This is a genomic window from Stenotrophomonas maltophilia group sp. Smal13 (genome assembly GCF_030236855.1).
Taxonomy (GTDB): Bacteria; Pseudomonadota; Gammaproteobacteria; order Xanthomonadales; family Xanthomonadaceae; genus Stenotrophomonas; species Stenotrophomonas maltophilia_A.
This window is the reverse complement of record NZ_JASJSQ010000011.1, coordinates 1-12,880: the sequence shown is the minus strand read 5'-3', so window position 1 is coordinate 12,880 and position 12,880 is coordinate 1. Positions and strand designations below refer to the sequence as shown.

Annotated in this window: 13 protein-coding genes; 3 read left to right on the top strand and 10 right to left on the bottom strand. The window is 66.0% G+C overall.

The features are described 5' to 3' along the window. Positions 1-95: 95 nt before the first annotated feature. The gene (locus tag QRO95_RS05780; RefSeq protein WP_285301895.1) at positions 96-680 is read left to right on the top strand and encodes a hypothetical protein; all 585 of its coding nucleotides are present in this window, start codon (positions 96-98) and stop codon (positions 678-680) included. A 19-nt stretch (positions 681-699) separates the two neighbouring features. Here QRO95_RS05780 and QRO95_RS05775 read toward each other — a convergent pair whose 3' ends face one another. Genes QRO95_RS05775 through QRO95_RS05760 form a run of 4 tightly spaced genes read right to left on the bottom strand, consistent with a single transcriptional unit; the run spans position 700 to position 6,317 of the window. Continuing rightward, the gene (locus tag QRO95_RS05775; protein WP_134951207.1) at positions 700-1,314 is read right to left on the bottom strand and encodes an inorganic diphosphatase; all 615 of its coding nucleotides are present in this window, start codon (positions 1,312-1,314) and stop codon (positions 700-702) included. A gap of 10 nt (positions 1,315-1,324) precedes the next feature. Next, complete coding sequence (locus QRO95_RS05770) at positions 1,325-2,674, bottom strand: metallophosphoesterase family protein (RefSeq protein WP_285301983.1); 1,350 nt, start codon at positions 2,672-2,674, stop codon at positions 1,325-1,327. Between the two features lie 14 nt (positions 2,675-2,688). Beyond that, a complete protein-coding gene (locus QRO95_RS05765) occupies positions 2,689-3,804 on the bottom strand; it encodes a phytase (protein ID WP_285301893.1) in 1,116 nt (371 codons plus the stop codon). Then, the gene (locus tag QRO95_RS05760) at positions 3,804-6,317 is read right to left on the bottom strand and encodes a TonB-dependent receptor (RefSeq protein WP_404830334.1); all 2,514 of its coding nucleotides are present in this window, start codon (positions 6,315-6,317) and stop codon (positions 3,804-3,806) included. The genes QRO95_RS05765 and QRO95_RS05760 overlap by 1 nt, the downstream gene beginning before the upstream one ends. A 214-nt stretch (positions 6,318-6,531) precedes the next feature. On the opposite strand from QRO95_RS05760, the gene upp reads away from it, so the two are divergent. Continuing rightward, positions 6,532-7,164 (top strand): uracil phosphoribosyltransferase, encoded by a 633-nt coding sequence (gene upp, locus QRO95_RS05755; RefSeq protein WP_004153184.1) that lies wholly within the window; start codon positions 6,532-6,534, stop codon positions 7,162-7,164. A gap of 146 nt (positions 7,165-7,310) precedes the next feature. Next, positions 7,311-7,604, top strand: coding sequence for a PsiF family protein (locus QRO95_RS05750; RefSeq protein WP_107432886.1), 294 nt, complete (start codon positions 7,311-7,313; stop codon positions 7,602-7,604). 85 nt (positions 7,605-7,689) lie between these two features. On the opposite strand, the gene QRO95_RS05745 is transcribed toward QRO95_RS05750, so the two are convergent. From QRO95_RS05745 to rsmD, 6 genes are all read right to left on the bottom strand, one after another. Next, the gene (locus QRO95_RS05745) at positions 7,690-8,577 is read right to left on the bottom strand and encodes an MBL fold metallo-hydrolase (RefSeq protein ID WP_019338337.1); all 888 of its coding nucleotides are present in this window, start codon (positions 8,575-8,577) and stop codon (positions 7,690-7,692) included. 120 nt (positions 8,578-8,697) lie between these two features. Continuing rightward, positions 8,698-10,428, bottom strand: coding sequence for a gamma-glutamyltransferase (gene ggt, locus QRO95_RS05740; RefSeq protein ID WP_032130276.1), 1,731 nt, complete (start codon positions 10,426-10,428; stop codon positions 8,698-8,700). Further along, entirely contained in the window at positions 10,425-10,706 is a 282-nt protein-coding gene (locus tag QRO95_RS05735; protein ID WP_004153175.1) for a YfhL family 4Fe-4S dicluster ferredoxin, read from the bottom strand. Before QRO95_RS05735 ends, ggt begins: the two co-directional genes overlap by 4 nt. Positions 10,707-10,838: 132 nt before the next feature. Continuing rightward, positions 10,839-11,330 (bottom strand): hypothetical protein, encoded by a 492-nt coding sequence (locus QRO95_RS05730; protein ID WP_004153167.1) that lies wholly within the window; start codon positions 11,328-11,330, stop codon positions 10,839-10,841. A 60-nt stretch (positions 11,331-11,390) separates the two neighbouring features. Next, a complete protein-coding gene (gene coaD, locus QRO95_RS05725) occupies positions 11,391-11,900 on the bottom strand; it encodes a pantetheine-phosphate adenylyltransferase (RefSeq protein ID WP_032130277.1) in 510 nt (169 codons plus the stop codon). A 26-nt stretch (positions 11,901-11,926) separates the two neighbouring features. Beyond that, entirely contained in the window at positions 11,927-12,505 is a 579-nt protein-coding gene (gene rsmD, locus QRO95_RS05720) for a 16S rRNA (guanine(966)-N(2))-methyltransferase RsmD (RefSeq protein ID WP_049423552.1), read from the bottom strand. Between the last annotated feature and the right edge of the window lie 375 nt (positions 12,506-12,880).

Genomic DNA, 12,880 nt, shown 5'->3' with positions numbered 1-12,880 from the left:
TTGTTGAAGGCGGACATGATAGCCAGCGGCGGTGAAGGCGTTGCACGCAGACGCCGTCTGCTAGGCTGCTGGGCCGCTCCTCGTTGGACCCCGCCATGGATGAATTGCACGCCTCATTCGCCCGCTTCGGGCTGCTGCGGGCCCAGTACGAAGGTGACTGGCAGGGACCGTTCCCGCTCCCACCGTTGCTGGCGCGCTTCTACGCGCAGGTGGGACCGCTGGGTCATGAGATCAATGCGAAGGTGGGCAACTCCGGCATCACCATTCCGGGCCTCGATGTCTGGATACCGCCGCTGCGGCGTGTGTGGAGTCACCAAGCCGGTTATCGCTGGCATGGCATCAGCGGGGAGCCGATCGACAACTGGCCATCGAACTGGCTGGTGATCGCCGATCGCGGCGCCGATCCGTTCATCCTCGACCTGGATGACGGCCGTGTGCTGTTCAGTCACCACGGTGCGGGCCTGCTGGATGCCGGCGAGGTCACTACCGATGTGCCGACCTTGATGGCGGCTCTGGCTGCTGCAGGCACGGTGTACCTCGATGCAGGCGATGACCTCTACAACGACGAAGACGATGGTGGCATCCGTCCTGAACACCAGGAGGCAGCCGTACAGGCGGTGGCCCGGGTACTGGGCGACCACCTGCAGGCCGAGTCGTTCATCGAGACGTTGCTGAACTGAATCCACGCATGGCGTGGATCTACTTTTCGAAGCGCTTCATCGCTTCGCTGATCAGTACCCGCGCCTCGGCGGCGTTGCCCCAGCCATTGAGCTGCACCGGGTTGCGTCCCGCCGGCAGGTCCTTGTAGACCCGGAAGAACGCCTCGATGCGCTGGCGCTCGACCTCCGGCAGATCCTTCAGGTCGCGGATGCTGGCGTAGGTCGGGTCGACCTTGTCGGTGGGCACGCCGATGATCTTCTCGTCGTGCTCGCCGCCATCGATCATCTTCAGATAGCCGATCGGCCGGAAGCGCACGATCACGCCCGGATGCAGCGGTTCACGGGTCAGCACCAGCGCGTCCAGCGGATCGTTGTCGCCGGCCAGGGTGCGCGGCATCGAGCCGTAGTTGGCCGGATAGGCGACCGGCATCGACTGGAAGCGGTCCACATGGACCAGGCCGTCTTCCTTGATCTCGTACTTGGTGAAGCTGCCGGCCGGAATCTCCACCGCCAGATTCACCTCCTGTGGGGCCTGCTTCGGCTGGGCCACCAGGAACGGATGCAGTACGGTATCGGCAGCGGTCACCGCACTGGCCAGCAACAGCAGGGCGGCACCGATGGCGGCGAGCGGAAGGATGCGCCGGGGCGTGGTCATATGCGTCTTCTCACTCCCAGCAGCGGTCGGCACGACCCTTGGCGGTCTGTGCACGCGGGCAGTCGCGTGGCCTGATGCGACCTTCGGTCAGCTCCGTGCGCTGCTTGCCACCCTTGGCATCACGGCGCAGTTCGAAGGCATCGTAGAGACGGCCGGTCACCGTGCGTGCTTCATAGCGTAGGTGCTGCGGGTCGATGTTCAACACCTGGAACAACTGGGTGTCCTCGGCCACCGGATCCATCGTCCTGCGGGCTTCGTCGGAAAGGCGGTACTGCTTCGGCCCGGCCACGGTCACCACGTACTGCGGCGTCGCAGCCTGCCCCTCGCCACGACGGCCATAGGTGTGATCGTGGCCCTGCAGCACCAGGTCGACGTTGTGGCGGCGTACCACCGGCAACAGCACGTCACGCAGCGCAGCGTTCTCGCGGCCTTCGCGGGGTGAGTAGAACGGCTGGTGCAGCAGCACAATGGTCCACGGCTGCCGGTTGCCGGCCAGCACCTTGTCCAGCCACTGCGCCTGTGCCTTGGCGGTGCCGAGGTCGAGTGCCGAGGTGCCATCGACCACCGCCACGCGTACACCCTGCGCATCGAACCAGTAGCTGGTCTGCTGCGCGGCGGTGGCGCCGTTGCCCGGCAGCGCGAAGGTGACCGGCCAATGCTTGCCCAGCACGCGCCGCTCCTGCGGGGTATCCTCGAATTCCTCGAAGTACTCGTGGTTGCCGATCGCCGGGGCCAACAGCGTTTCCTGCGCCAGCCAGCCGGTGGCAGCAAACCACTCGCCCCATTCGCTGTCATCCATGTTGTCGCCGCCGCTGACCAGGTCACCGGCGAACAGGCTCATGCGTGCCTGCGGTGCGGCCTTCTGCGCGGCGCGCACTACACGGCTGACATGGCTGACGTTCTTGTTCTGGGTATCACCGAAGTACAGCAGGGTCAGCGGCCGATCGGCCGCGGCCAGCGTGCGCAACTGGTTCCAGGCGCTCCAACTGCCGTTGCCCTGCACGCGGTAGACGTACTGGGTATCCGGATGCAGGCCGCTGATGTCCGCGCGATGATGATGCGACAGCCCGTTCTCGGTCTGCAGCGCGCGGGTCGTTGCGCGCACCTGGCGGATGCCCTCGATGGCCGGCGAATCCCCGGCGAGAGCGATCTCGAGCAGCGGTGCCTGCACGCTGCCGTCAGTACGCCAGGCCACGGCGAAACCGTGGCTGGGATCGACCGCCGGCGAGGCGACGATGCGATCCGGCACCGGCGTCGCTGCGTAGTGGCGGCTGCCTGCTGGCACCTGGGTGTTGGGTTCGGCCGCTGCGAACGACAGCGACGGCAGTGCCAGCAGCAGGCCCAACGCCAGCGTGCGCATCACGCACTGCCGGCTCATGCGCCACACTCCAGCGGCAATGCCAACTGCTTGGCGATGCTCTCCCAGTCGAACGCCACCACGCCCTGGTCGTCATGCACTGCATATAGTGCACCGTGCGGGAAGCGCGCACTGGGTTGCTGCATCATCCAGATGCCGTCGGTGTTGGCCACGGTATTGCCCTGGAACGCGCCCACCGGCTTCAGCGTGTGCCGGTCGAACAGATGGAACACGCTGCGCTGCTTGCCCTGTTCGGTGGTGATCCACCAGCCGTCCTTGCCGCAGGTACGCAGGGTCACACCTTCAGCCTGCGCCTTGAACACGTCGCGACCGAACGTGGTGCCGGTGAAGCGTCCGGCCAGGGTGTAGACCTTGAACTCGCTGGCGTAGCTCTCATCCTCTTCGGCGATCAGCAGGCGATCATTCTCCGGATCGCCCCAGATCGACTCGACCACGCGCAGCGCACCGGCTTCGCTGGTGTCACCGATGCTGGCCACCAGCTTCGCCTCGACCTTCGCACCGTCGCGGGTCACGTGGTACTGGCGTACGCGCTTGTCCAGCTCGGCCAGCGGCGGCAGGATGTCACGCCCCTGCGCATCCTCGCCGTTGTCCCAGGAATCGGTGACGTAGACGCTGTAGCCATCGGCACGGCGGTCGACCCACAGCCCATACGGCTTGCGCAGGTCGTCCGCAGCGAACGTCGCCAGCGGCGCGAAGTCCGGCAGGCTCAGCACCTGCACGCGGTGATTGTCGCGCTCCACGATCCACAGCAGATCGTCGGTCACCGCGATGCCGTTTGGGCGGTCGAACTGCTCCGGTGCGGTGCCGCTGCTGCCGACGTCACGCAGGTGCTGGCCGGTGCTGCCGTCGTAGGCCACCAGCTTGTCGGTGGCCTTGGCGGTGGCGATCAGCCACAGCGCGCCGTCCGGGGCACGCCAGGCCGCCGGCGAATCAATGTTGTCGGCCGGGGTCATCGGCGAAAGGAAGGCCTCGGCGATGGTGGTCACCGCCCGTTCGCCGTTGGCCTTCGCTGTCGTCGCGGCCGAGGCAGGGTCATTGCCGGTGGCCGGCGTGCAGCCGGCAGCCAATGCTACCGCGAGCGCGACCGCCAGGACGGTGATGCCACGCCCCATCACAGTGCCACCTTCAGGCCGAGCGCGTAGGTACGACCGTATTCTTCCATCTGCAGGGTGCGCGAGCGCGTGCCCTGGTACAGCTCAAGCGGCTTGTCCAGCAGGTTCTGTGCTTCGAAATACATGCTCACCCGCGGGGTGAACTTGTAGTCCAGCGAGAAATCGAGCTGGGTGTTCGGTGCAACGTAGATGTCGAACGCCCGGCCCTTGCCGATGCTGTCCAGGTACTCGCTGCGGTATACCGCCGCCAGGCGTGTACTCACACCGTACTTTTCATAGCCGATGTGTGCGCTGTAGACATGCTTGGAGGCGCGCGGCAGTGTGAAGTCCTCGCCTGCACGGTCCTTGATGCCGGCATCGAACTTGGTATCCAGCCAGGTGCCACTGGCACCGACCAGCAGGCCATCCAGGCCGTCCGGCAGGAAGGCCAGCTGCTGCTGCCAGTTGAATTCCGCACCGCGCACGGTGGCCTTGCGGCCATTGATCGGCTGGGTCACGTCGAAGCCGCCATAAGCGGGATCATTGGTCCGCACCATTTGCACGATGTAGCCATCGATCGACTTGTGGAACAGGCCAAGTGAAACGATACCGGTGCTGCCGATGTACTTCTCCACCGACAGGTCGATGTTCTTCGACTCGTACGGATCCAGTTCCGGATTACCCAGGCGCACTTCCTCGTCGCCGCGGCTGTAGCCCACGCGTGGCGAGACATCGCCGAAGGAAGGACGCGATACGGTCTTGTTGGCCGAGGCGCGCAGTACCCAGTCATCGGCCGCGTCGTAGCGCAGGTGCAGGCCCGGCAGCACGTTGGTGTAGCTGCTGTTGGCCACCCGCGGGGTGACGGTGAAGCTGCGCCCGTTGGCGGCCACGTCCACCTGGTTGCCGATCGCCTTGAACTGGGTGTTTTCCACGCGCACACCGCCGATGATGCGCAGCGCGCCCACATCCCAGGTACCCATGGCGTAGCTGGCGAAGATGTCTTCGCTGGCCACGTAGTCCTCTTCCAGCGATGTCATCGCGTTGCCACCGGCATCCTGGGGACGGGCGCTGTACTGGCCGCCATTGGCCGCCCAGAAGGCACGCATCGCGGCCGAATCCATGCCGTCACCGAGGTTGCCGTGGCGGTGCTCCGGCGAGGAGGTGCTCCAGCTCGACAGCGCCACCTTCGGGCCGACACGCAGTTCGCGCTCGTCCACATTCACGTCACGGTCGCGCCAGCGACCCAGCAGGCCGAACTTGATGCTGCTGCTGTCGCCGTCGAAGCGCACGTTGACCTGCGCGCTGTGCTCCTTGTCGTTCACCTGCTTGGGTGAGAGCACGAAGCGGTCGAACGCGTAGTTGCTGTTGTCCAGCCACTGCGGGTTGTCGAAACTGTAGCTGGGCAGGCGGCTGCTTTGGTCCAGGGTGCCGTTGAAGGCCTTGCCGTTGAGCTTGAAGCGCGCCTCCATCTCGTCGTTCACGCGCTCTTCGGTACGGGTGTAGCCGATCCGGTAATCGACCACGGCGTTGGTCAGCTTGTTCTCGCCACCGAGACTGGCCGCGAAGGTGTTCTCCTTCTTGGTGCGGTAGCGCATGCGCTTGTCGATGGAATCTTTCGGCATTCCATCCAGGCGGTACTGGTCGGTGCCGGTCTTGACCATCTTCGCGTCGTCGAAGTTGAAGATCACGCGCTGGCGGGTCTCCGCATCGTCGAACTGGCTGTACAGCGTGCGCAGGTAGTACTTGCTGTCTTCATTCGGGCGCCAGTCGAGGTTGAGGTTGGCACCGATGCGCTTGCGCTCGATCTCGTACTTGCGGTGCTGCAGGTTGATCGCGGTGACATCGCCGGGGACGGCATCGTCCTCGCTGTCATACTCCACTTCGGTGTTGTCCGACTCGAACCTGCGCTTCTGGTAGTTCACGCCCAGCGCCACGCCGAAGGTGTCGTTGAACACTTCGCTGTAGTTGAAGGCAGCCTTGGGGCTGGTCTCACCGGACAACTGCTGGTGGCTGCCTTCGATCTTGCCACGCAGGCTGCGACCGTTGCGGTCGAAGGCCGAGGCCGACTCCACGAGCACGGCGCCACCGATGGCATCACCCGGCATGTCCGGGGTCGGCGACTTGACCACGCGCAGGCGCTCGGTGGAATCGGACGGAATCACATCCAGCGGTGCGGCACGGCTGGAATCTTCCGGCGTACCGATGGCGATGCCATCCACGCTGACGCTGTTGAGGTTGGCGTCCAGGCCGCGGATGACCACGAAGCGCCCCTCGCCCTGGTCGCGGGTCACGCTGATGCCCGGCAGGCGCTGCAGCGACTCGGCCACGTTCTTGTCCGGGTACTGACCCAGTGCATCGGAGGACACGGCGTCTTCGATCGCATCACTGCTGCGCTTGAGGTCAACCGCGCGGATCTGTGATTCGAGCTGGGCGCGCACTTCGATGCGGTCCAGGTCGACCGCGTCGGACGCCACGGCGCCGGTGGCGGCTACCGCCTGCTGCCCGGCCGCCTGCAGCGGGGCTGCGGCCCCCATCGCCAGGGTCAGGGTGATGGCAACGGCCAACGGAGTCTTGATATGCACTGGGAATCCCCATTCCTGTTAAGAATGGGTCTGCACGGTATGTCCGCAAGGTTGCATGGCCGTGACATGCGCCTGCACATTTCGCGTACCAGGGCCACGGCCCGGTTTGGGTTCGGCCCGCCGATCCGGCAAAATGGCGCCCTCTCTCCTTTTCCCCTTCCCGACCATGAAGATCGTCGAAGTGCGCCACCCGCTGGTGCAGCACAAGATCGGCCTGATGCGCAACGCTGCGCTCAGCACCAAGGATTTCCGCGAACTGGCCAACGAGCTGGGCACGCTGCTGGCCTACGAGGCCACCGCTGACCTGGAGACCGAGCCGCACACCCTGCCCGGCTGGGCCGGCCCGGTCACCGTGCAGCGCATTGCGGGCGCCAAGATCACCGTGGTGCCGATCCTGCGCGCCGGCCTGGGCATGCTCAGCGGCGTGCTGTCGCTGATCCCGGCGGCCCGTGTCAGCGTGGTCGGCCTGCAGCGCGATGAGGAAACCCTGCAGCCGGTGCCCTACTTCGAGCGTCTCACCGGCCGCCTGGAAGAGCGCGACGCGCTGATCCTGGACCCGATGCTGGCCACCGGCGGCACCCTGATCGCCACCATCGACATGCTCAAGCGGGCCGGTGCCCGCCGCATCAAGGGCATCTTCCTGGTGGCCGCGCCGGAAGGCATCGAAGCGGTCAAGGCCGTGCACCCGGACGTGGAGATCTACACCGCGGCCATTGATGCCCAGCTCAACGACAAGGGCTACATCCTGCCGGGCCTGGGCGATGCCGGTGACCGCATCTTCGGTACCCGCGTCGGCTGATCCGAAGAACCGGGGTCAGAGCCCTTTCGCCACGAAAGGGATCTGACCCCAACAGCGCAGGCCATCGCGGCCGCGTTGCGATTCTTCACGTGCTCTTGGCGCCGGGAAGCGAATGCTCCGCGCACCCGCCACCCTTGGAGCTCCCGATGAAAGCCTCTTTCCTGCTGGCCGCCGTCCTGCTGGTCGGCCTGCCCCTGGCTGCCAATGCCACCACTCCGCAGCAGCAGCGCATGGCCGACTGCTCGGCCAAGAACAAGGGGCTGAAGGGCGATGCCTACAAGACTGCACAGAGTTCCTGCCTCAGCGGCCACGCCGCCGACGCCAAGCCGGTCAATACGCAGCAGGAACGCATGCGCAAGTGCAACGCTGACGCGGGCGCCAAAAAGCTGGCCGGTGATGCGCGCAAGACCTTCATGAGCAGCTGCCTGAAGGCGTCGTAATGGTCGCATCCGGATGAAACGCCATCCACGCATGGCGTGGATCCACGGACATCAGTGAAAGGCCGGGCATTGCCCGGCCATGCCATTACCCCAGGGCGCGTGCCTTCAGCTCACCCTGCTCGTGCAGGGTCACGAAACGCCCCTTGTCATCCCTGCCAAGCTGCGCCAATGCCACCTGCGGGTCGTGGGTGAAGAACAGCCGCACGTTGCGCGCCAGCTTGTCTTCCAGGAACTGCCGCTTCTCGTCGATCAGCAGCTCGGCATTGCGGTCATAGCCCATGGTGATCGGCACGTGTACCCATGAGCGGCCCGGGATCAGGTCGGCACAGAACACCACGCCACCATGCGCACTTTCGCCTGCATGCGCGTGACCGACGATCTCGGCCAACATCAGCCCCGGTGTATGCCCGTCGCTGTAACTGAAGCGCACGCTGCGGCCGAGCGCCTTCGAGTACTCCCCGTCCACCACTTCCAGCCGGCCACTGGCCTGCAGCAGGCCCGGCAGTTCCGGAATGAAGCTGGCGCGATCGCGCGGGTGTGGCTGCACGGCGCGCTGCCAATGCTGCGCACCGACCACATAGGTTGCGTTGGGGAACAGCAGCTCGGGCTCGCGTCCTTCGCTCCATGCCGCCAGCAGGCCACCGGCATGATCGAAATGCAGGTGGCTGAGCACCACCACGTCGATATCCTCGTGCTCGAAGCCGGCTTCGCGCAGCGAATCGATCAGCACGTGCTGGCTTTCCTGCACACCGTAGCGTTCGCGCATGCGCGGATCGAAGAACGCCCCGATACCGGTTTCAAACAGCACCGTCTTGCCTTCCAGCGGGCTGGCAAGCAGCGCACGGCAGGCCAGCTCGATGCGATTGAGCTCGTCCGGTGCCGCCCATTTTTCCCACAACGCGCGCGGCGCGTTGCCGAACATCGCGCCGCCATCGAGGCGCTGCGAGTTTCCACGAATAGACCAGAGTTTCATGTGTCGATTATCGGCGCCGGCTCGTTAAATAATCGCTAGAAGGGAAACAGAAAACCCCGCCGGCAAAGGCGGGGTTTCGATAATCAGCCGGATTGCCGGCCCGCAGCCGGCACCACCGGATCAGTGTGCCGGCACCACCTGGGCACTGCCGACCGGATTGCGCGGGTCGCTGCCGCCGAACAGCTTGTTGGCCCTGCGGTCCCATTCCACGGTCTGCAGGTTGCCCCACACGTGGCTGGAACCGCGGCCACCCGCGGCGACATTGCCCGGCAGGTCGATCTTGTGGCCCATCGCCTGCAGCTGCTTCACCGTCGCCGCGTCGAACGCATCGTCCTCGGCTTCGATCAGGTCCGGCAGCCACTGGTGGTGGTAGCGCGGCAGTGCGGCAACCTGCTGCGCATCCAGGCCGTCGTCGTAGCCGAGGATGCCCAGCAGCACCATGGTGATGATGCGGCTGCCACCCGGGGTGCCCAGCACCACCACCTTGTCGGCGTTCTCCATGAAGGTCGGCGTCATCGAGCTGAGCATGCGCTTGCCCGGCTTCGGCGCATTGGCTTCATAGCCCATCACGCCGAACGCATTGGGCGTGCCCGGCTTCAGCGCGAAGTCGTCCATCTCGTTGTTCAGCAGCACGCCGGTGCCCTTGGGAATCAGCCCCGAGCCGTACAGCAGGTTGACGGTCTGGGTGGCGCCGACGCGGTTGCCGTCGCGGTCGATGATCGAGAAGTGCGTGGTCTCGTCGTCTTCCAGCGGCGTCGGGTTGCCCGACAGCAGGTCGCTGGGCGTGGCCTTCTCCGGATGGATGGTCGCCCGCAGGCCCTGTGCGTAGTCCTTGCTGGTCAGCACCTTCTGCGGGATCTGCACGAAGTCCGGATCGCCGAGGAAGAAGGTGCGGTCACGGTAGGCGCGACGCATCGACTCCACCACCAGGTGGGTGCGGTGCGCCGGGTCCATCTTCTTGATATCCCAGCCTTCCAGGATCTGCAGCATGCTGGCCAGCGCGATGCCACCGGACGACGGCGGCGGCGCGGTGGTGATCTTCCAGCCGTTGTAGTTGAACACGATCGGCTCGCGCTGCTTCACGCGGTAACCGGCCAGCTCTTCAGCGGTCCACTTGCCGCCGGCCTGCTTCACACCGGCCAGCAACAGCGTTCCGGTCTGGCCCTTGTAGAAGCCATCGAAGCCACCTGCGGCCAGGCGCTCCAGCGTCTGTGCCAGCTCCGGCTGCTTGAACAGGTCACCGCTGGCGATCGGCTTGCCGTTGCGCAGGTAGACCTCGCGCGTTCCGGGATAGCGCTCCATCACTTCACGGCGCGAGGCATAGCCCTTGGCCATGCGGTCGTACACCGGGAAGCCTTCGCGCGCGATGCGGATGGCCGGCTGCAGCGAGGTCGCCAATGGCAGCTTGCCGTGCTTGGCCGACAGCTCGACCAGCGCTGCGGGCAGACCAGGAATACCGGCCGACCAGGCACCGTTGACCGAACGATCACGGTCGAGGTTGCCCTGCTTGTCGAGGAAGGCCTGCGGGGTTGCTGCAGCCGGCGCGGTCTCGCGCGCATCCAGCATCACATCCTTGCCGGTGGCCGCATCGTGCAGCAGGAAGAAGCCACCACCGCCCAGGCCGGAACTGATCGGCTCGACCACCGCCAGCGTGGACGATACCGCCACCGCGGCATCGAAGGCGTTGCCGCCCTGCGCCAGGATGTCGATGCCCGCCTGGGTGGCCAGCGCATGGCCGCTGGCAATGGCCGCGCCATCGGGGCGCTCGGCACGGGCCGGGCTGTCGGCCCAGGCAATCGGGCTCAGCAGCAGGCCGAGCAGCAACAGGGGGCGGACGATCAGCGTCTTCATTCGGATGGGGGCTCCGCGTAGAGTTCGGGGTGATCGTGCTGCAGCTGGCGCAGCTTGGCCAGCAGCTGGTCTTCCGTTTCCACGATCTCCGGGTCCGGGTCGATGCACTCGACCGGGCAGACGACCACGCACTGTGGCTCGTCGAAATGACCCACGCATTCGGTGCAGCGCGCAGGGTCGATCACGTAGATGGTTTCACCCATCGCAATGGCCTGGTTCGGGCAGGCCGGCTCGCATACGTCGCAGTTGACGCAGAGCTCGTTGATTTTCAGCGACACGGCGATACTCCTCGCCCGCGCCCTGGGACAAAGGACCGGCCAGCGCGGGCGCGCGGGCCGGTCAGGTCATCAGCGGCGCCCTTGCAGGACGCCGCCCGGGCCATGCCGGAGCATGGCCGCCATGGCTCGGTATTACTTGGCTTCGACGAAAATGTACTCGGCACCGGTCGGCTGGATCGCAGCCTGTACGCGGGCGTTGTCGGCCGACTGGCCGATGAAGACGACGCGCACGCCCTTCATCGAATCCGGCGACACGTCCTTGAACACGGCCTGGATCATGTCAGCCATCTTGCCCGAGGCCGACGAACCGAAGGCCAGCATGTTGCCCGGCTGCACGCCACGGGCCACGGCCTGGGTCGCGCTCTCGGTCTGGCGCTCGTACTTGGCCTGGAAGTCCGGGTCCGATTCCGGCGAGAGGTAGTACAGGAACGGGCTGTTGGTGATGTTGCCCATGTTCTGGATCGCCACTTCCTGCAGGTACTTCTTCCAGCCTGCATCGTCGTCCTTGGACGGAGCGACCAGGGCCTGCTTGGCCTCGTCGACCGGAGCGGCCTCTTCCTTCTTGCAGGCGGTGAAGGCCAGGGCCAACGAAGCGATCAGCATCGCGCGCATGGTGGTGTTCATGGGTTTCCTCCCGGAATGGTGCGTGGTGTTGTACGTAATGGGGTGCGGGTACAGCGGGGCTTACGACTGTGCCGACTTCGCTTCGCGGACCTTGCGCAGGGCTTCGAGCACCGCGGCCGGCACGAAGCCGGACACGTCGCCGCCCAGGCGCGCGATCTCGCGGACCAGCGAGGACGAAATGAAGCTGTGCTGCTCGGCCGGGGTCAGGAACAGGGTCTCGACCTCGGGGATCAGGTGCCGGTTCATGCTGGCCATCTGGAACTCGTACTCGAAGTCGGACACCGCGCGCAGGCCGCGCAGCAGCACCCCGCCCTGGACCGAACGTACGAAATGCGCCAGCAGGGTATCGAAGCCGATGACCTCGACGTTGCTGTGGTGGGCCAGCGCGCCACGCGCCAGCTGCACGCGCTGCTCCAGCGGCAGCGCCGGGCCCTTGGACGGGCTCTGCGCCACGCCGACCACGACCTTTTCGAACAGCGGCGCGGCCCGGCTCACCAGGTCGATATGACCGTTGGTGATGGGGTCGAACGTGCCGGGGTAAACGGCGATGCGGCGATTGGCCACGGTCATGGGCGGTTGCAGATGTTCAGATGAGATCAAAGTGTAGCAGTGGCGCGGCGGTACAGGGCAAAGCGCACCTCGCGGGTGCCACCCTCGCGGTGCAGCAGCCAGTCCGGCGGCAGCACCGGCACGTGGCCGGCCGGCGATTCCAGGTACAGCCAGGCATCGGCGGCCAGATGCCGCGGGAGCTGGGCCAGCACGTCCTGCCACAGGCCGTCGGCGAACGGCGGGTCGATGAAGACCAGATCGGCCTGCTGCGCCGGCGCGCCCTGCAGCCAGCGCAGGGCATCGGCCTGCACGACGCTGATCTGGTCGCTGGCCTGCAGCTTGGTCACGGCAGCGGTCAGATTGCGTCCCAGCTGCGCGTCGCGTTCGACCAGGGTGGCGTGTGCGGCACCGCGCGAGACCGCCTCCAGGCCCAGTGCGCCACTGCCGGCGAACAGGTCCAGCACGCGGGCCCCACCGAGCCTGGGCATCAGCCAGTTGAACAGGGTCTCGCGCACGCGGTCGCTGCTGGGCCGCAGCCCCGGCAGGGTCGGCACCGGCAGGCGGGTATTGCGCCAGCGCCCGCCGATGATGCGGACCTGGCCGTCATTGCCGCCACGGCCGCTCATCGGCGCCCCCGGCGGGAGGTATTCGAGAATTTCAGCATGAGCGGGATTGTAGTTCGGCCGGGCTTTGCCCGGCACCCGCAGAAGCCACAGCAACGGCCGAAGCAACAGCAACAGCGGGCATTCCTTGGGATGGCGGGGTGGGTCCGGTTGAGGGGGGCGCTGCAAGTACATCCATGTAAGCTCGGTCGCCGCATCCATGCGGCTCACGCCCCCTCAACCGGCCCCACCCCGCCTTCGACAGTTTCCTGCGATCTGTCGGAACGTCTCTTGGGGTCAGATCCGTTTTCCTGCGGAAAACGGATCTGACTCCATTTGATGTATCGATATCTGACAGATGTGTCGACCAAGGTCGACACCTACCAACAGCCGCGTGAA